We start from the raw sequence: 19,895 nt of genomic DNA on the forward strand, positions 1-19,895 counted from the left end.
TAAAGATCAAAAACTCTTAAATAACAAAAGCATTTCATGCGTTAATTTTCTATGGTTAAAATGCTTTTGTTTTCCAGAGAACCCATGCGTTCTCTAGGACACTTCGTTGTACTCTCCTTATTTTTATAAGGGGGTTACCCCCTTAAAATCCCCCATTTAATAGGAAAAAAGAGAACTTACCTATTAAAAAATAAAAGAGCTCTTCAAATATGGATGAAGGCCCTTATACTTAATCATTATATTGGCTAGCTAGCCTTTTTATGCTTTGTCTTGCTCCATTCCTTTAAGTAGCTTCTAAGGTCCTTTACCTTTCCTGAAAATACGAAAACCTTCATAATTTATTTCCTCCGTTCGTTTCATTCTATATTTATATTATATACGAACATATGTTTGTTGTAAAGGACTTTTATTTAATTATTCCAAACTTTTTTTCTTTTATTGTAGGATTTTGTTGTAGTTTATCTACTAAAGTATCTTCTGCCTCTTGAATACTTTGAGGGAATCCAACCTTAAAACCTCGTGCTTCAAGCTTTGAAAATAAGTCAATTAGTATGGGGGGCTCTAAATTGGCTTCACGAATAATATCTACATTACTGAAAACCTCTAAAGGAGTACCTGCAGCAACAATATTTCCATTATTAATAATATATATTTTATCTGCAATCTGTGGAACGATGTTGATATCGTGGGTTGTGTAAATGATGGTTATCCCATATTCCTCATTGAGTCTATTTAATAAATTCACCATATCTGTTTTAGACTTAGGGTCTAAAGCGTCGAAGGGCTCATCCATAACAAGAATATCAGGCATCATAACTATGGAACCAGCTAAGGCAACCTTTTTCTTTTGACCGCCGCTAAGGTAATGGGGGATTTTATCTAACAACCCTTCAATACCTAAACTTTTGGCAACAGTTTTCACCCTTTCATCAGTTTCCCCTTTACTAAAATCTTCATTTCGAGGGGTAAAGGCTATGTCATCATAAACCCTTGGTCCTATAATTTGCTCATCTACGTTTTGAAATACCACCCCTATTTTTTTTCTTATGGTTTTGAAATCCTTATGGGGGTCAAGGCCCAGTACTTCAATTGTTCCATCTATTGGCCTTAAAAGCCCTAATATATGGGAAATCAAAGTGGTTTTTCCCGCACCATTAGGACCTAAAATTACCACTCTTTCCCCCTTCATAACTCGAAAATCTAAGCCACAAATATTCACTTCTGTTTTATCAGGATATACATGCTTTAAGCATTTCACCTTTATGATAGGTTCCATGGAATCACCATCCCTACTAGAATTATAAGAGAAGATAGAATTAGGAAAACATCGTCTCTTTTCAATGACCAATTTTCTACAGTAATTGGAAGGCCGCCTTCATATCCCCTTAAAGCATATATCTGAAATTGCCTTTCGTTCATTTCGTAGGAATGAATAATAAGGATTCCAATGGCACCAGCAATATTTGTCATATTTCTTATGATATTGAAGGATTTATAACCACCCCTAAGCTTCATGCTCTTTAAAAGGTTCTCTATTTGTCCTACTAATATAAACAGTGAGCGATAGGTGAACAATAATATGTCTACCAGTAGCTTTGGTAAAAACTTTGAGAGAACACCGAATATATCAACATAGGATGTAGTCGATATTAATAAAATCATTGTAAGGGCTGTTCCACAAGCCTTCAGGATAATAATCGATGCAAGAATATAGGATTGCTGTAATCTAATTACAGCAAATAGCAAAGAGAAAAACAGTGGATACAAGACTAAATGAAAAACCTTTTTATAAGGAATATTCCCAATGATAAATAAGACCAACACGAAACCTGTTAAAACTAAAAGCTTGGCTAATTCACTTGATATAATGAAGGAAGCCATAACAAATAAAGTAAATGTCATCTTGGAGATAGGCTTTAGTCTATGTAAAGGACTATCGGTAGTATTTGAGATATAATCAATTTCTGCTATATGCATTACGATTCCCCATTTCTACTCTAATGCCTTCTGACTTGATTAACTAATAAATCTGGACGAATTTTACTAAAGAAGCTTACTATAAAGGCAGTTCCTAAGGCTTCTACTGCTATAGATACGATAAATATTAAAATTAAAGCACTCCAGCCTGTTAAAAATAAATACTTTGTTTCCGATACTTCTCCATGATGATGATCATCGATTTCCTCGCCAACTAAGGGGACACTTAAACCATCCTCTGTTAATAGCTGCATATTAAACTCCTCAGGATGATGCTGTAAGAATACAAGATACTCCCCTTCTTCTTCCACGATGGTGTCAAAAACCTTTTCATTTCCGTCAGCTTTGAGAATATATCCAGCCTTATCCCTAATGTTAATTGTATTATTGGTAATCTCCAGTGGCTCTTCTATAGCATGGAATGCTAGCTCCTCTTCATGGTGGTGATCCTCCTCGTGATGTTCCTCATGGTGAAGGAAAACGATATTTTGAGTTTCCTCCTCCCCCTCCTGGAGAACTAGTTGATAGGACCCTTCCTCAAGGTGAAAAAAACCATGCCATTCAAAGGATTTTTCTTCACCTTCATTTCCGTGATAATGGGGAATTGCTTCATTGAAATTGACGGAAAATCCTATTAAAAGAACCATCAAGGTTAGAGAAATTACCAAAGAGATGGAGGTTGCAATAATGGAACTTAGAAACACCTTTAGTTTCTTTGAAAATAAAGAGAACAATAAGTAGCCCAATAAGACCTCAGAACCAATTACTAGGGTATTTAATCCCACTAAGGTTATTCCACCATGACCTAATAATGCAAGCATAAGGTTGACAATGAATACTGCTAAAAACCCTAATCTTGGTCCAATTAAAATTCCAGCCAATACTGCTAGGCTTAAATGCACTGGGATGATTCCAAGGGGTACTGACATACCTAAAAGCATTATTGCAGCAACAATACCAATTAATGGAATTTTTTTAGTAATCTCATCCCTTTTTATACCCTTTAATAAAATTAATAACACCCCGAAGGCTAAGACATAGCCTCCAACCCACCAAATAACTGGTATAATACCATCTGGCACATGAATATGACTCATAAAAACCCTCCTCTAACAATTTTCTTCTATGTATTATCTTATTGCATATGATTTGCATTTGCAAATATCTATTAACAGTATTACCCTTTTTATTGGAAGCTAAGCAACATATCAGTGAAAAGTTAAAGTCAAAAATGAAAATAATAAGTTTAAGTATTTCACATAATGCCCTTATTTTCTAAAGATATACTTAGAATTCAGTTTTAAACAAACCTCTGTGTTATATCATCATAATAGTTTATAGGGTATTTCTTTGGCATTTTCATTTTCCTTTTTTCATTTTTCATTTTTCACTTAACAATTTTCACTTTGCATTTCATTTTCGTATTGCCCAATCTCTTATGGATAAACTAATTTTAGATAGGATTAGAGCTTGAAAAAACTTAATTTTCGTAAAATTTCCTAATAGTGTTAAATTGTTTAAAAGTATGATATTATATTAGTGAAATCCATTAATTTTATAAATACATATTACAGGAGGTATTAAAGCCATGAATTTTTCAAAGAGAATAACTTCTATGCAGGAATCTCCAATTAGAAAGCTAGTTCCCTTTGCTCAAGGAGCTAAGGCTCAAGGTAAAAAGGTTTACCACTTAAATATCGGACAACCAGATATTGAAACGCCAGCTTCTTTTATGGAGTCTATCAAAAGCTTTGACGAAAAGGTATTGGCATATTCATTATCCCAAGGAATTCCAGAGTTAATAGACGCCATAATCAAATATTATAAGAAATATGATATGGAGTTTGAGCAAGACGAAATCTTGATTACAAATGGTGGATCAGAAGCTTTACTATTCTCTATTATAGCGGTTGCGGATGCTGGTGATGAGGTTCTTGTACCAGAGCCCTTCTATACCAACTATAATGGCTTTAGCTCTGCTGTAGATGTAAAGGTTGCTCCTATTACCTGCAATGCAGAAGAAGGCTTCCATTTACCTTCTAAGAAAACGATCGAAGAATCTATTAATCCAAAAACAAGAGCTATTGTATTGTCTAACCCTGGTAACCCAACAGGAGTTGTTTATACTAAAGAAGAGATTGAAATGCTTGCTGAGCTTGCTAAAGAGTATAATTTATTTATTATCGCTGACGAGGTTTATAGAGAGTTTGTATACGATGGACTACCTTATACCAGCTTTGGTAATGTAAAGGGTATTGAAGATCGTGTGATTATTGTTGATAGCGTATCAAAGCGTTATAGTGCTTGTGGAGCTAGGATTGGTTCTATTGCCACCAAAAACAAAGATCTCATAAAGCAAATCTTAAAGCTTTGTCAAGGAAGACTATGTGTACCTACACTAGAGCAGATTGGATCTGTTGAGCTTTATAAGACACCAGAGGATTATTTTAAATCTGTAAATGAAGAGTACGAAAAGAGAAGAAATATTGTTTTCGAAGGCTTAAATGAGATTCCAGGAGTTCTTTGTAAAAAGCCAACTGGTGCCTTTTATGTTGTTGCTAAGCTTCCTGTAGATGATGCTGAGAAGTTTACTATTTGGATGCTTAAGGATTTTGACATTGATGGTGAAACCGTTATGGTGGCCCCTGCTGAAGGCTTCTATGCAACTCCAGGATTAGGTCGAGATGAAGTTAGAATCGCCTATATTCTTAACGAGAATGATTTAAAGAAGGCAATGAATATCTTAAAGCAGGCAGTTGCCAGCTATCCCAATAGAAAATAAAAAATAATTAAGAGAAGCCAATGGCTTCTCTTTTATTTAACTGATTAGCGTTGAAATGGTTATACTACTTAGCTCCAAAGATGGATTTAAAGATCGATTTTTTCTGGGCATTTTCCCTTCTGATTTTATCCTTCAGCTCAGCTACTTCATAGGATTTTTCCTTTAGCTTCATCTTAAGCTTTGCGTTTTCACAAATTAAAACATCCTTTTCTTGATTGTTAAGCTGAAGCTTTAATTCATCAATTTTCACAGATAGCTCCTCTATCTGTTTTTTATTATCTACCCTACTAAGGCTATCAATAACCTCCATTTTTAAATACTCAATGGCTTCTCTAATCCAAGCTTCATTCATAGCTTCGGAATTTGTCATAACTTTGTTGCTGCCTGTAACTGCAACTTCCTTTTTGGATTTTCCCTCTAGTACAACCTTAGGTGATTTTAGAACCTGTCTAATTTGTGGATTTGTTAAGCCCCGCTCCTGAAGGTTTTTTATGTATAATAGCTCTTCAAGCTCCTTATAGGTAAAATATCTTCTATTTCCAGAGTCTCTAGGAATCTTTAACTGGAACTCCTTTTCATAGAAGCGAATAACATGGGGCTGAAAGCCAGTTAGTTCTGATATTTCTTTTATTGAATAGGTTTCGGCATTTATTTTCATAATGATCATCTCCCTCCACCTATATACATTTCAATACTTAGCGTTATTATCCTTTAAGCTATTTCAACTTTCGTAATACAAATTCCTATAGAAAAATCGAAATTTATTCTTTATTTGACACAAAAAAAGATTTCTTGTCATTTTATCTCATAATCCACAATGAACATTAAAATATTCTTAACCCTTAGCACAAAAACAAACCCTTCATTTAAGAAGGGTTCTTATATTGATTTCTAATATAGTTTAAGCTTCAATTTCTGCTTCTAAAATCTTAGCCGTCAATTCAATTGAATTTGCAATGTCTGTGATATGGCACATTTCACAATCTGTATGGATGTATCTTGTTGGAATTGATAGAACTCCTGAAGGTACTCCTTCTCTAGTAAGGTGTATAGATCCAGAATCAGTTCCACCAAATTCTAATACCTCCATCTGATAAGGAATGTTATGGGCCTTGGCTTGCTTTACCATATGATTCTTAATCTTTGGATGGCATAGAAGGGAGTTATCTCTAACCTTGATTGCCGGGCCATTGCCTAATTTTACAGCCATGGTTTTAGCTTTAGGGGTATCTCCAGTGGAAGTTACATCTAGGGCAATCCCATAGTCAGGGTTAATTGCATAAGCAGAGGTTTTAGCTCCTCTAATCCCTACCTCCTCCTGTACTGTAAATACAAAGTATAAATCATATGGAGACTCATTGATTTTCTTTATTGCTTCTATCATGATAAAGCACCCAATTCTATCGTCCATAGCTGGAGAAATCACCTTTTTGTCATCAATTAATGGCTCACTATAATAAACGCAAGTATCTCCTATGGAAACAAGCTTTTCTGCTTCTTCCCTAGTAGAAGCACCAATGTCAATAAATAGCTTCTCTAAAGTTAAGTCCTTAAGGCTATCTAGCTTTTCTGTACCAACAACTCCTATTGTGCCATTTTCAAATATAACCCTTTGGGAATAGCAAACTGCCGGGGATAGTCCTCCAACGTTGGTAAATCTTAAAAAGCCATGATCATCAATATAAGTAATCATCATCCCTATTTGATCCATGTGACCAGCTACCATCACTTTTCTACCATTGCCTTTTTTTCTTGCGATAAGGTTTCCAAGGGCATCTGTATGGATTTCATCCACATAATCCTTTATTTCCTCTTCGATCAAATGTCTAATTAACCCCTCATTCCCAGAAGGTGAGAAGATGGAAAGAATCTCTGTTAACAACTCTTTATTCAATGAATAGCTCATTAAAGCAATCCTCCTTTACTTAGCTTTACTAAGAATTTTTCAATTAGCTTTATGGTATTATTATAATCATCTAAGCTTAATACAGAAACAGGTGAATGAATATATCTACAGGGAACTGCTAAAGAAAGACATTGGGTTCCCTCTTGTGAAAGATGGAACATCCCTGCATCATTGCCTCCGAAGGAGGATCGTCTAAACTGCCATGGTAAATCGTTTTCCTTGGCTGTTTCAATAATGGCATCTATCCACTTTCTATTATATACTGAGGTCCTATCCATAACTGAGACGGCTGTACCCTTATCAAGGGCGGTTACCTGCATATGAAGCTCAATATCCGTAACATCAGAACAGGTGGTTCCTTCAACAATAATGGCTAAATCTACATTTAATTGATTGGCTGCTACTATTGCTCCCCGTAGTCCTACCTCCTCCTGTACTGTAAATACCCCAGTAACATTTATCGGAAGGTCCCTTTTAAGTAACTCAATGAGAACTCCGCAGCCTGCTCTATCATCTAAAGCTTTAGCCTTGATTCTGTTCTTACCAAAGGTTACAAATTGGCTATTAAAGGTGATATAGTCACCGGGTGAAACCAGTTTTTCTGCCTCTGATTGATTACTGCAGCCAATATCTATGTATAAGTCCTTTACTGATAAGGCTTTTTTTCTTTCATCAGGCTTTTGTAAATGAATAGCCTTTGCACCAATTACACCGGGTATTTTATTGTCTCCGATATAAACCACCTTTGAAATCAGTATCCTGGCATCTAGACCACCAATAGGAGCAAATTTTATTAAACCATTATTATCTATACCTTTAACAATTAATCCTACTTCATCCATATGGGCCACAAGGGCTATATGGTGTTGACTATCTTTACAGGACTTAGTAACCATTAGGTTCCCCATTCTATCAACCTTTATATCGTCAACGAAGCCTTCTAACTCTTTAATGATTAGCTTTCTTACTTCCCTTTCATTACCGGATACTCCGGAGGCGGCAGTTAATTTTTCTAATAACATAATAACTCCTCCATATTTTCATCATTTAAGCTGGCAATAAAATGAGCCAATACTTTACCAGATTTCTCTACATCAGATAAATTTACTGTTTCAACTGAAGTATGCATATATCTTAGGGGTATTGATATAACGCCGGTGGCAACACCAGAACATGATACCTGCATTGGCCATGCGTCTGTTCCTGAGTGATTGGCAGCAACCTCAACTTGATAGGGTATGTAATGATCCTTTGCAGTCGTTTTTAAGTGGTTAAATACACCTGGATGAATATTGGGGCCAACTGTAAAGGCAGGACCTTTTCCCATTTCAATGGTATCAAATTGGTTTAGCTCTGGAGTTTTTCCAAAGCCTACATCAATGGCTATACCAATATCCGGCTGGATTTTAAAGGCTGAGGTGGTGGCTCCCCTTGTTCCAACTTCCTCCTGTACAGTGGCAACAAAATAAACGTCAACATCATGTTGAAGCTTATTAAGCTCCTGTAAAGAGTAATATAAGATTGCAACACCTACTCGATCATCCAAGGCCTTTCCTGCAATATGATTGTTTTGTAGGTTATACACTTGTCTTTTAATTGTTACCACATCGCCTATTTCTACTAGCTTATTAATCTCTTCAAAATCATAACCAGTGTCTATTAATAAATTATCAATCTCCAAGGGTTTGCTTCGCTCCTCGGGAGTAGTTAAATGAGGCGGTTTAACACCAATGATTCCATAAACCTTTTCCTTGCCATGAACAATCACTTCTTGACACAATAGAGTTCTTTGGTCAACACCGCCGATAGTAGTGAATTTTATAAATCCATTTGCATCGATATCTTTGACCATTAAACCAACTTCATCCATATGGGCAGCCAGCATAATTTTTCTACCCTTAGGATTCTTACCCTTTTTAAAGCAAATGAGATTTCCAAGGTTATCACTAGTAACTTCATGACCAATTTCCTTGAAGGCTTTCTTTATAACGTCTGAAACTTCGCCTTCATAACCCGAAACCCCTGATGCCTCAGATAATTGTACTAAAAATTCCTTATAGCTCAATGAAGTGCCTCCCCTCTGTTCTATAAAATATCATTACATCTTTTGATAAAAGAAGGTTTTTAGAGGTGTTAGCTTAAATCTGTTGGGCAATATAATTTGTTCAGTACTCCCTACAAATAATACTCCTTCTTTATCTAAAGAATCATGAAACTTTAGGTGCATTTTATTCTTTGCTTCCTCAGTAAAATAAATCATTACATTTCTACAGACTATTAAATCACATTTATCTGGATATTGATCCTCCAGTAAATTATGTTTTTTAAAGCTTACCTGATTTTTTATAATGTCTTTTATCATGTAGCTTTCCTTGATTTTTTCAAAGTACTTATCAATGAATGTCTTAGGGAGATTCTCTAAGCTTTTAGCAGAGTAAATCCCTGTTTTAGCCTTACTAATGGCCCCGGTATCTATATCAGTTGCTATTATTGAAAAATCATTCAGGTTGAAGAAGTTTGATAACATCATAACTAATGAATAGGGCTCTTCTCCTGTGGAGCATGCAGCACTCCAAATCTTTAATCGAGTTTTATGCTTTAATAAATAAGGGATTATTTCCTTCTGTAAAACCTCCCATTGCTGTGGGTTCCTGTAGAACTCCGATACATTGATGGTAAGATAATTTACGAATTCCTCAAGGAGGGTTTCATTCTTATCGATTGCATTAAAATAATCCTCATAGGTTTTAAAGCCATTTCTTGTTATCAAAGATTCAATTCTACGCTTCATTTGTCTTTCTTTATAGCTTGATAAATCAATTCCTGTCTTCTTATAAACCCTTGATATAAACTGTTGGTAATCACCCATGTTATCTTCGTCCCCTTTTTGCAATAAAACCTAATTTATAATCCAACTACTCATATAAAAATAAAGAGTCTAGGACTCTTTATTCTCCTCTGGTAAAGTGTTAATTACATCACCAATAGTTACCTGATCATCAGTAACTAATTGAGTTTCTTCAGGATCTTCAACCTTATTAGCTGCAGTAATACTTAAGCTGATTCTTTTCTGTTCTGCATCTATATCTAAGATTTTTACCATAACAATTTGTCCTATTTCAAGCTCTTGAGCCGGTTTTTGAATATATTTATCACTAATTTCGGAAATATGAACTAAGCCGTCTAGTCCCGCCTCTAGCTCAACAAAAGCTCCATAGTCCACCATTCTAACAACCTTACCTTCAACTATATCTCCAATCTTGTACTTTTCATCAATAAGATCCCATGGTTGGGGTTGTGTTTGCTTTAATCCCAAGGATAGCTTTTCTGTTTCCTTATTAAAGTCTAAGATTTCTACTTCAACCTTTTCTCCTACCTTTAGTACATCAGAAGGATGCTTTACTCTATTCCATGCCATATCGGATATATGAATTAATCCATCTATTCCGCCTATATCAACAAAGGCACCAAAGTTTGTTATGTTTTTAACCTCTCCTGTAACTCTTTTACCAACCTCTATGGTTTTTAAGATTTCTTTCTTTAGCTCTTCTCTCTCTTGAGTCAATACTACCTTTCTAGAAAGGACTACTTTATTTTTTCTTCTATCAAACTCCAAAACCTTAGTATTAAAGGTTTTTCCTATAAAGGCTTCTAGGTTTTCAACATAGGTGTCTGATACCTGACTTGCTGGAATAAAGCATCTAATGCCTCGTGAGATTGAAATTAATCCACCCTTAACCACCTCAATAACCTTAGTTTCCATTAGTGCATTGGTTTCATGGATTTTTTCAATATCGTCCCATCCTTTTTGAACATCCACCCGCTTCTTTGATAGTAGAAGATTGCCTTCACCATCATCAAGCTTCATTACAAGAACCTTTATTTCATCACCTATATTGGCAAGGCTGCGGGGATTCACATTTGGTTCATTTGAAATCTCATCTCTGGGAATTACACCATCAGATTTATAGCCAACGTTAACCATAATTTCGTTATCGGTTACATTGATAACCTTACCTGTAACGATGTCGCCTCTATGTAATCTCACCATAGATTTTTCTATTTCCTCCATATAGTTCTGCATATCATTGCTCATAAAATTACCTCCTAAAATATTATTTTAAGTTTTATAATTCTTCAAGGGTTTTAATGATTTCATCTATAGCCCATTTAGGGGTTGAAGCCCCTGCAGTAATACCTACTATTCCATATTTTTTCAAAAGCTCAAGATCTAAATCATGAACTGTCTCTACTGAAAAGGTTGAGTTTGGAAGCTCTTCCTTACAAATCTTCACCAGCTTTTGAGTATTGGAGCTATGGGTGCCACCCACAACGATTATAGCTTCTACCTCTTTTGCCAACCTTCTGGCTGCTTCCTGTCTTTGTTTCGTTGCACTACAGATGGTATTATGAACCTTTACTTCCTTACCTTTACTTATTAACTCCTCTGAAATTGTTTTAAATAGAGGGATTGACATAGTAGTTTGTGACACAACGCATAATTTATCAAAGGTTGGTAGACCTTTGGCTTCCTCTAAGGTTTCTATAATATAGGCGCTATTATTACACCAACCATTGATACCTATAACCTCAGGATGCTTAGGATTGCCTACGATTACAATACTAAAGCCCTCCTTATAATAAGTATTTACGATTCCTTGAATTCTCTTAACATAAGGGCATGTAGTATCAATAATTTCTAAGGATTTATCCTTTGCTTCAATATAGATAGCCTCTGATACGCCATGGGAGCGAATAATGACCCTGCCATCCTCAGCACTACCAATATCATCAATCACCTTAAGGCCCTTTTCTTCCAATTGACTTACCACCTGTGTATTGTGAATCAACGGCCCCAGAGAATATATATGATAACCATTATTTTTATTCATCTCGTCAAAAACAATATCTATTGCTTTTTCAACACCAAAGCAAAAACCAGAATAATCTGCTAAAATAACCTTCATTGCATCCTCCAGACATTTTATCATAGGAACCATTTGGACCTATACAATTTCTATAAAATATTTAAAATTCCTTCTTAATTATCAAAAAAGCATAGCAAGTTTCCTTTAATTTATTCTTTCACCAAGCAGATAAATTATTTGCTGTATTATTTCTTCTATGGTTTTTTCTGTAGTATCTATTTTAATAGCATCCTTAGCCATTACTAAAGGAGCACAGCTTCTTTCCTCATCCATCTTATCTCTTTTTTTTATATCCTCTTCAATCTCCTTTAAACTAGTAATCACGGATTTTTCCTTTAACTCTTGATACCTTCTTCTAGATCTCTCTTCAACGGTAGCAGTTAAAAATAGCTTCAATTGTGCATCTACCAGCACATTGGTGCCTATATCTCTACCATCCATAACAACATTTTGGTTTATGGCTATTTTACGTTGGGCATTTACCATTATTTCTCGTATCTCTGGGATTCGGGCTATATAGGATACCCTTTGGCTTACATCATTACTTCTGATTTCCGATTTTATTAATACATCATCTATATATAAATCACCTTTTACAAAGTTTATATTTATTTTTTTTGCTAGCTCAATAATAGCAGTTTGATCATTGATATCAATTCCTCTTTTTATAACCTCATAGGTTATACCCCGATACATGGCTCCAGTATCTATGTAAGTATATTTTAAGCGTTTTGCCAACTCTTGAGCAATGGTGCTTTTTCCCGCTCCTGCCGGTCCGTCTATAGCAATTTTTATTGGTTCCATTCATTTTCCTCCTAAGAATCCATACTATCAAACTTCATAAATCAAACCACCAGAGAAGGTGGTCTACCGTATAATAAAAATTATACATTAAGTTAATCTATTACTCAATACTAACTAATTTTTATTAATGCTATTGTAGTCAGTTTTTCTGCCTTGATTCTCTTATTTTCAATAGCTAAATGAATATTATCAGTAGCATTCACAATGTTTATATAGATGGGTTCTTCGTACATACTAGAGTTTAATGCTACTACATCCTTATCCTCTACCTCAATAAGGAGTAGGTTTGTATTTCCAAAGTATCCAATCCTCTCACCATTAATAAGGATTTCAATCTTAGGATATAGTAAATCTCCTTCCAGCTGAAGAATTAGGCTACCCTTTTGGGAGATTGGCATCTGACTCTGATATCCACTTCCTTTAACTCCCATAACCTGTCTTTGGCTGAACTGATATATTTTTAATAAATTCACCGCTAATAGAAGAGTAAATAAGGAAGCAAATAAAATGATTAAGTATTTTTCAATCCAAAGGCCTTCATTCTTTTCCTTCATGATTCTACTCCTCCTTCATAGTAATTGTATTTGATGAACCAAATGTCTTAGGATAAAAAAATTTGAAAAGACCCACCAGTAAAACCTAAGAATTTAATCCTGCTATATATCCAGTAGAAAGGGCTATATGTAAATTATACCCTCCCGTTAGGGCATCAACATCCATTACTTCCCCTGCAAAATATAGATTTTTTACAAGCTTAGATTCCATGTTCTTGGGGTTAATTTCCTTTACATCTACTCCACCAGCAGTTACAATGGCTTCTTTTAATCCCATAGAACCTATAACCGTAGCTTCAAACTCCATAATAGAGGATAATATTTTATTTCTATTAGACTTGGTAAGCTGATTTAAGGCATCATCAGAACTTATTTGATGAATACTTAAGAGCTTTTCAGTAAAGGCCTTCGGTAGAAAATGTCCTAAGGTATTTTTTATGGACTTATTCCTATTACCTTCTACTCCCTTCAATAAAAGTTCCTCTAGGGCCTCTCGTGAAACCTGAGGCATAAAATCTATTATTATAGGGATATAGGTCTTTTCCCTTATATTGGCTAGATAGGAGGATAACTTCAAAACAGCTGGCCCAGATATCCCAAAATGGGTAAAAATTAAGCCCCCCTCTACAATGGTTTTTTTATTATTTTTAATAGAGGTTGTTATCCTAACATTCTCAAAGGAAATTCCCATTAAATTTATCACCCATTCCTCCATAAGCTTAAGGGGTACAAGACTGGCCTTAACGGGAACAATTCTATGTCTTAACTCCTTAGCTATCCTATAGCCATCACCTGTACTACCTGTTGATGGATAGGATAGTCCTCCAGTAGCGATAATTACTGAGTTTCCTTCAATTATTTTATCGTTACTAAGCAGGACTCCTGTTACCCTATTTGAATCAATTAATAACTCCTTAACTGATGAATTAAACAGTATTTTTACTTGGTTTTTTCTGAGTTCCTTAGTAAAATAATCTATGATTTCTTGAGAGGAATCGCTGGTGGGTAAAACCCTCCCCTCCTCCTCAACCTTTAATTTAACTCCTCCATCCTCCAACTCCTTCATAAGTATGGAGCTACTAAATACGTTAAAGGAATGATACAGAAATTTTCCATTACGAAGGGTTTTTTTCATCATTTCCTCTGGGGAAGCCGTATTGGTAATGTTGCATCTGCCGCCACCAGTAATTTTTAGCTTTTTTCCTAGCTCTGAGTTCTTTTCTATTAAGATAACCTCTTTATTTTGTCTAGCGGCTGTTAGGGCAGCCATCATTCCTGCTGCACCGCCTCCAATAACAATAATCCTAACCTTGGCCATATTCTTCACCCTCTAGGATTATATCCATAAAGGATACATCATTATACTTTATTAGAACGGGTCCTCTGGTTTTAAATTCAATAATATTTATACTACAATTATCTAGTCTTAATCTATAATAGTCCGCCAGATCCATATTTAAAAAGTATAGTAAATATAGTTTGATGATGGAGCCATGGCTGACTAACAATATATTTTTTCCTTCACTTTCTTTAATGATTTCATTTATGGAGGTAGAAACTCTGGCTTGACCCGTCTCCAAGCCTTCCCCCTCTGGAATTATCGCAGTATGGGGTGCAGTGTGCCATGCCTTTAGAGTATCAGGATATCCTTCTTGAATTTCCTTTACCGTTAACCCCTCCCAAGCACCAAAACCAAGCTCTGCTAAGCCAGCTTCTAATATGGGCTCTATATTAATGATATTACCTATAATTTCAGCAGTTGATTTGGCTCTTTTTAAAGGACTAGTATACATTACATCGATATTTTCCCTCTTTAAACGTTGTCCCAGATAAAAGGCCTGCTTTAAGCCCTTTTCCGTAAGGGATGAATCTTTTCTACCCTGAGTCCTACCCTCTGTATTCCACATGGTTTCTCCATGTCTTACTAATATTATTTTACTCATAAAATTATCCTCATCCTTATTCTTTATCAAATTTAGGTTTCCAATGTATTTTACCAAAAAAAACAAGAAAATAAAATCAAAAGCAAATGTTAAATGTTAAATGTTGAATGTTGAATTATTGAAGCTTCGATAGGACCGAAGCAAAAATATAATAAATGAGAACAAAGAGTTTTAACAGATTAAAGGATTTACTCTATTTGCTCTGTTTACAAAGAAAACGACCCTAATGGGTCGTATATGTATTGTTCTTTTTATTTCAAAATTATAATTAGAAATTTGTGAAGGGAATTTCAACGACAATTCAACATTCAACATTCATCATTCAACATTATTATTAGGAATTCCCTTTTCTATCATAAATATTATATTTATACCAAATATTCTCTAGCTTATTAAAGTACTCACGAATCTCGTCCTTTTCCCTCATGCCTACTGCAATTATAAGGGCATTAATTAAGCTTAAAGGGGCCACTAAGGAATCCACAAAGGAAACCATATTACTTTTTGCTGTTAGGCAATAATCTGAAATACCGGCTATGGGAGAAAGTAAGCTATCGGTTATACCGATTATGGGCACTCCCTCCTCACGGGCATAGTTTATGGCTTCAATGGTACGATTTGAGTATCTAGGATAGCTGATACCAATAACCAAGTCATCCTTAGAGATTCTTAGAAGCTGTTCGAAGATATCACTAATTCCATAGCCAACAATTTTTACATTATCCAGAATTAAGTTTAAGTAAAAGCCTAAATACTCCGCTAAAGCGGTGGAGCTTCTTAAGCCGATAATGTAAATTTTCTTGGCTTTGAAGATCATATCAACGACTTCTTGAAATTCTTCATAATCGATATTTTCTAAAGTGTTACGTATATTATCCATATCGGATTTAAGAACTTTTTTTAGAATTGCTCCTTCATTGGAATACTCACTGGCCATTTCTACCCTTTGAACAGTGGTTAGCTTTGTCTTAATGATTTCCTGTAGGGCTCTTTGTAGCTCTGGATAGCCTTCAAAGCCTAAGGCATTGGCAAATCGAACAACAGTAGACTCACTTACCCCTACCTTCATTCCTAACTTTGAAGCTGTCATAAAGGCAGCCTTATCATAATTATCGATTATAAACTGAGCTATTAATTTTTGACCCTTGCTTAGTTTTGAAAAGCTCTTTTGAATTTGAATCAATAGATCCTTTTTATCATCTAACATAAGCACCATCCCATTAAATTAATCTCTATTTGACGCAAGTAGGTATCCTTCCATTAAAGCCTTCTTATTTAATTCCTCTGTTCCCCTAGGCACCCTGTTTAAAACTGCCTTTTCTAAGGACTCGGCAGATACAACATTGGTAACCTCTCGAATAACCCCTAAGGCTACGATGTTAGCAACCATACCCTTACCCATTTTTTCAAAGGCAGTATCTAATATAGGAATTTGCATTACCTTGTAGCTTGGATTTTTATCTTCAATATTTACACTAGAATCAACAATTAGAATCCCATCTTCTTTAAGGGTTTTAATATACTTTTTATAAGCAACCTCTGTTAGGGCAAGTAAAAGGTCAGCCTTATCCACCTTAGGGTAGTCTATAGCTTCATTACTGATGATAACCTCTGCTTTACTAGCACCACCCCTTGCCTCTGGACCATAGGATTGAGACTGAATGGCATTATTCCCATCAAGAATAGCTGCTTCAGCCAGAATAATTCCTCCTAGAATTAGACCCTGGCCACCGGATCCGCTAAGTCTTATTTCTTTTTGGTTTACCATATTATCTCTCCTTTTGATATTTTTTAATTATTTTCATATATTCTTCTGTATACTCAGGTTCAGTTGTGTTCTTAAATTCCCCTATGAAGAACTTATTTTCCAGCTTTTCAGGAGGTAGCTTTTCTGCTACTTTCGTATCAACAGCGCTATCCTTAAGATAATTCATCATTTGTACAGCAGTGCCCTTTTTATTCTTTCTTCCATAGTAGGTTGGGCATATGCTTATGGCATCCACTAGTGAAAAGCCTATATTAGAAATGGCTTTTTCAATAATCTTGGTTAATTGATTGACGTGATATGCAGTACCCCTTGCTACATAGGTTGCTCCAGCACCATCTACCAATTTACAAATGTCAAAGGCCTTATCAATATTACCAAAGGGAGCAGTTGTTCCAAAATCATTCGTTGGAGTTGTAGGAGAGTATTGTCCTCCTGTCATACCATAGATGTTATTATTGAAAACGATTGTAGTAATATCAATATTTCTTCTTGCAGTATGAATTAAGTGATTACCCCCAATTGCACTACAGTCACCATCTCCAGTTACTACGATTACCTTTAGTTCAGGATTGGCTAGCTTTACACCAGTGGCAAAGGCTAAAGCTCTTCCATGGGTAGTATGAAGGGTATTAAAATCCATATAACCAGGTGCTCTAGAGGAGCATCCGATTCCAGAAACAATACAAACCTTTTGCTTATCTAGACCAAGATTTTGTATCGCTTGTGCCATGCTTCTCATGATGATTCCATGACCACATCCAGGACACCAGATATGGGGTAATCTATCCATACGAAAATTATTTTTTATTAATTGACTGCTCATTTTATAGAACCTCCCTGATCTTTGCTAGTATTTCATCTGGTGTTATGGCTTCTCCATTAACTTTACCTAAGCTATGAACCTCTGTTTTTCCAGCAACAATTCTTTCCACCTCTAACACATATTGACCAAGGTTCAATTCAGGAACCAGGATTTTCTTTTGATCCTTAGCTATTTCAATAACTCTTTTTTCTCGGAAGGGCCAAATAGTAATTGCCTTAAATAATCCAACCTTTAAACCCATTGCCCTAGCCTTTTTAACAGCACTTCTTGCAGAACGATAGGTTCCTCCATAGGCAAGAACCACCATCTCTGCATCCTCCATAAATTCTTCTTCAAACATTACAATATCATCAACATTATCACTGATTTTGTTCATAATTCTTCTTAATAGTTTATCAGCTGTATCAGCATCATTAGAAGGGAATCCGAATTCGTCATGCATTAAGCCTGTTACATGGAAATGGAAGCCTTCTCCAAAGGAGGCCATTGCAGGAACAATTTCTCCCTCATTTACTCTATAAGCTTTATAGGTATCTACCTCATCTTGGGTAGGTTTCTTTCTATCATAAATTTCGATTTCATCGGCCTCTGGGATTTCAATCTTTTCCCTCATATGGCCAACGATTTCATCTAGCATAAGCATTACTGGAGTTCTATATTTTTCTGATAAGTTAAAGCATTTTACTGTTAAATCAAAGGTTTCCTTTACTGACGTAGGGGATAAAGCAATAACAGGATGATCCCCATGGGTACCCCATTTAGCCTGCATGATATCTCCTTGTGAGGGTGCTGTAGGAAGACCTGTACTTGGGCCTGCCCTTTGAACATCCACTATGACACAAGGAACCTCAGCCAAAGCTGCATAGCCTATATTCTCTTGCTTTAATGAAAACCCTGGACCGCTGGTGGCAGTCATGGATTTTAAGCCAGCTAGAGAACCCCCTATTGTAGCTGCCATCCCGGCAATTTCATCCTCCATTTGAATAAACTTTCCACCAACTAGAGGTAGTTTTTGAGAGCAAATTTCAGCAATTTCAGTTGACGGAGTAATAGGATAACCTGCGTAGAATTTCATTCCTGCCGCCAAAGCTCCTTCAACACACGCCTCGTTACCTTGCATTAATTTCACTTTTCTATTTTTCATCTTCCGAACCCTCCAAATAAATAGCGTAATCAGGACATCTTAATTCGCATAATCCGCACTTTGTGCACTTATCAATATCAGCAATAGCAACCTTGTTATTACGTAGTTCTAGAACGTTTGTTGGACAAAATGCTACACAAATATTACATCCCTTACACCACTCTTCAACAATCTTCAATTTCTTGTCAGCCTTACGGTTGTCCAAAGGACCCATCTCCCTTCAAATTTCGAAAAATATTCTCTCTCAACAAAACTATATCAGATTTATAATGGTTATGCAATTTTTATTTCATAATATTTTCTAATTTTATCATTTTTGCAAGATTTTATTCATATATTGCAATTTATCTAAATTAGATACAATAAAAAAGTAGTCAAATAAAGCTTTGACTACTTTTCAAATTGAAATTTTTTAAGTTCTTCATAGGATTCAAAGTTGGTTAAATCAAAGTGTATAGGGGTTATAGAGATATAGTTGTTGTTGATTGCCACTACATCGCTGGTATCCTCCTGCTCTAGCTCCATGGCTGTACCAGAAATCCAGTAGTAGGAGTTTCCCCTTGGATCCTTTCTTTCAATTAAAGAATTGCTGTATCTTCTAATTCCAAGGGTAGTCACCTTAACCCCTGCGATTAGCTTGCTGGGGCAGGTTGGAAAATTAATATTCATTATGGTATTTTTCGAATCTGAGATGTGATGTATACTTTTTGCAATCTTGCAAGTAAAGGCTGCAGCCTCATCAAAGCCTTGAAATTTACTAGATGCCATCGAAACTGCAATAGAAGGTATGTCCAAGATCGATGCTTCTACCGCAGCTGAAACAGTTCCTGAATAAATCACATCTGTGCCTAAATTGGGTCCGCTATTAATACCTGATACAACTAAATCGGGTGCCTGATCCTTTAATAGAGCCTCCACACCTAGCTTAACACAGTCAACGGGAGTACCATCAATAGCAAAGGCTTCGATATCTGTATCAAAAAATTTCACCTTACTCACCCTCAAGGGTCTGTGGAGGGTTATGGAATGACCAGTGGCACTCTGTTCACTATTGGGTGCAATGACTACAACCTCACCAACCTCTTGAAGGGCCTTAGCCAGCTTATATATTCCTTCTGAAAAAATACCATCATCATTGGTTACTAATATTCGCATCCTTTCACTCCTTTTCTTAAAACATTTATTTACTACACCTAATTTCTATTATAACTGAATTGTTTTATTCAATAAGTTAATAATAAATTTTAAGGTTAAATTTTTATAAGT

Annotated in this window: 21 protein-coding genes; 1 reads left to right on the forward strand and 20 read right to left on the reverse strand. The window is 35.6% G+C overall.

Translation table 11 applies throughout. The features are described from left to right. Nucleotides 1–406: 406 nt before the first annotated feature. From F8153_RS15345 to F8153_RS15355, 3 genes are read right to left on the reverse strand one after another with little or no spacing between them, the layout of a single operon-like run. Nucleotides 407–1,276: an energy-coupling factor ABC transporter ATP-binding protein gene (locus tag F8153_RS15345; protein ID WP_151867237.1), complete on the reverse strand. Its 870-nt coding sequence runs from the start codon at nt 1,274–1,276 to the stop codon at nt 407–409. Then, nucleotides 1,261–1,977: an energy-coupling factor transporter transmembrane component T family protein gene (locus F8153_RS15350; protein ID WP_151867238.1), complete on the reverse strand. Its 717-nt coding sequence runs from the start codon at nt 1,975–1,977 to the stop codon at nt 1,261–1,263. The genes F8153_RS15345 and F8153_RS15350 overlap by 16 nt, the downstream gene beginning before the upstream one ends. Nucleotides 1,978–1,997: 20 nt before the next feature. Beyond that, entirely contained in the window at nt 1,998–3,074 is a 1,077-nt protein-coding gene (locus F8153_RS15355) for an energy-coupling factor ABC transporter permease (protein WP_151867239.1), read from the reverse strand. A gap of 491 nt (nt 3,075–3,565) precedes the next feature. Between F8153_RS15355 and F8153_RS15360 the strand changes: the two genes are divergently transcribed. Further along, entirely contained in the window at nt 3,566–4,759 is a 1,194-nt protein-coding gene (locus tag F8153_RS15360; protein ID WP_151867240.1) for a pyridoxal phosphate-dependent aminotransferase, read from the forward strand. Nucleotides 4,760–4,823: 64 nt separating this feature from the next. On the opposite strand, the gene F8153_RS15365 is transcribed toward F8153_RS15360, so the two are convergent. The 17 genes from F8153_RS15365 to surE form a co-directional block, all read right to left on the reverse strand. Further along, the gene (locus F8153_RS15365) at nt 4,824–5,417 is read right to left on the reverse strand and encodes a helix-turn-helix domain-containing protein (RefSeq protein WP_192929859.1); all 594 of its coding nucleotides are present in this window, start codon (nt 5,415–5,417) and stop codon (nt 4,824–4,826) included. Nucleotides 5,418–5,660: 243 nt separating this feature from the next. Next, nucleotides 5,661–6,665, reverse strand: coding sequence for a M42 family metallopeptidase (locus F8153_RS15370; protein ID WP_151867242.1), 1,005 nt, complete (start codon nt 6,663–6,665; stop codon nt 5,661–5,663). Then, nucleotides 6,665–7,687, reverse strand: coding sequence for a M42 family metallopeptidase (locus F8153_RS15375; protein ID WP_151867243.1), 1,023 nt, complete (start codon nt 7,685–7,687; stop codon nt 6,665–6,667). Before F8153_RS15375 ends, F8153_RS15370 begins: the two co-directional genes overlap by 1 nt. Next, entirely contained in the window at nt 7,678–8,730 is a 1,053-nt protein-coding gene (locus F8153_RS15380; protein ID WP_151867244.1) for a M42 family metallopeptidase, read from the reverse strand. The genes F8153_RS15375 and F8153_RS15380 overlap by 10 nt, the downstream gene beginning before the upstream one ends. A 33-nt stretch (nt 8,731–8,763) precedes the next feature. Further along, nucleotides 8,764–9,534, reverse strand: a complete 771-nt coding sequence (locus F8153_RS15385) for a CheR family methyltransferase (RefSeq protein ID WP_151867245.1) — start codon at nt 9,532–9,534, stop codon at nt 8,764–8,766. Between the two features lie 69 nt (nt 9,535–9,603). Continuing rightward, a complete protein-coding gene (gene rpsA, locus F8153_RS15390; RefSeq protein ID WP_151867246.1) occupies nt 9,604–10,761 on the reverse strand; it encodes a 30S ribosomal protein S1 in 1,158 nt (385 codons plus the stop codon). 31 nt (nt 10,762–10,792) lie between these two features. Next, a complete protein-coding gene (locus tag F8153_RS15395; protein WP_151867247.1) occupies nt 10,793–11,632 on the reverse strand; it encodes a 4-hydroxy-3-methylbut-2-enyl diphosphate reductase in 840 nt (279 codons plus the stop codon). Between the two features lie 105 nt (nt 11,633–11,737). After that, entirely contained in the window at nt 11,738–12,397 is a 660-nt protein-coding gene (gene cmk, locus F8153_RS15400; protein WP_151867248.1) for a (d)CMP kinase, read from the reverse strand. A gap of 110 nt (nt 12,398–12,507) precedes the next feature. Further along, complete coding sequence (locus F8153_RS15405) at nt 12,508–12,951, reverse strand: hypothetical protein (RefSeq protein WP_151867249.1); 444 nt, start codon at nt 12,949–12,951, stop codon at nt 12,508–12,510. Nucleotides 12,952–13,036: 85 nt separating this feature from the next. Next, nucleotides 13,037–14,269 carry a BaiN/RdsA family NAD(P)/FAD-dependent oxidoreductase gene (locus tag F8153_RS15410; protein ID WP_151867250.1) on the reverse strand — a complete coding sequence of 411 codons (1,233 nt, stop codon included), beginning with the start codon at nt 14,267–14,269 and terminating at the stop codon, nt 13,037–13,039. Further along, nucleotides 14,256–14,894, reverse strand: a complete 639-nt coding sequence (locus F8153_RS15415; RefSeq protein ID WP_151867251.1) for a histidine phosphatase family protein — start codon at nt 14,892–14,894, stop codon at nt 14,256–14,258. The genes F8153_RS15410 and F8153_RS15415 overlap by 14 nt, the downstream gene beginning before the upstream one ends. A 334-nt stretch (nt 14,895–15,228) precedes the next feature. Continuing rightward, on the reverse strand, nt 15,229–16,101 hold the full coding sequence (locus F8153_RS15420) for a MurR/RpiR family transcriptional regulator (RefSeq protein WP_151867252.1): 873 nt from the start codon (nt 16,099–16,101) through the stop codon (nt 15,229–15,231). Nucleotides 16,102–16,119: 18 nt separating this feature from the next. Continuing rightward, complete coding sequence (locus F8153_RS15425; protein ID WP_151867253.1) at nt 16,120–16,662, reverse strand: 2-oxoacid:acceptor oxidoreductase family protein; 543 nt, start codon at nt 16,660–16,662, stop codon at nt 16,120–16,122. A gap of 1 nt (nt 16,663) precedes the next feature. After that, entirely contained in the window at nt 16,664–17,485 is an 822-nt protein-coding gene (locus F8153_RS15430) for a 2-oxoacid:ferredoxin oxidoreductase subunit beta (RefSeq protein WP_151867254.1), read from the reverse strand. A gap of 1 nt (nt 17,486) precedes the next feature. Next, nucleotides 17,487–18,629, reverse strand: coding sequence for a 2-oxoacid:acceptor oxidoreductase subunit alpha (locus F8153_RS15435; protein ID WP_151867255.1), 1,143 nt, complete (start codon nt 18,627–18,629; stop codon nt 17,487–17,489). Continuing rightward, complete coding sequence (locus F8153_RS15440) at nt 18,619–18,834, reverse strand: indolepyruvate ferredoxin oxidoreductase subunit alpha (RefSeq protein WP_243137010.1); 216 nt, start codon at nt 18,832–18,834, stop codon at nt 18,619–18,621. The genes F8153_RS15435 and F8153_RS15440 overlap by 11 nt, the downstream gene beginning before the upstream one ends. Nucleotides 18,835–19,019: 185 nt before the next feature. Beyond that, the gene (gene surE / locus F8153_RS15445; RefSeq protein ID WP_151867257.1) at nt 19,020–19,784 is read right to left on the reverse strand and encodes a 5'/3'-nucleotidase SurE; all 765 of its coding nucleotides are present in this window, start codon (nt 19,782–19,784) and stop codon (nt 19,020–19,022) included. Between the last annotated feature and the right edge of the window lie 111 nt (nt 19,785–19,895).

Source organism: Alkaliphilus serpentinus, assembly GCF_009017255.1.
GTDB classification, from domain to species: domain Bacteria; phylum Bacillota; class Clostridia; order Peptostreptococcales; family Natronincolaceae; genus Alkaliphilus_D; species Alkaliphilus_D serpentinus.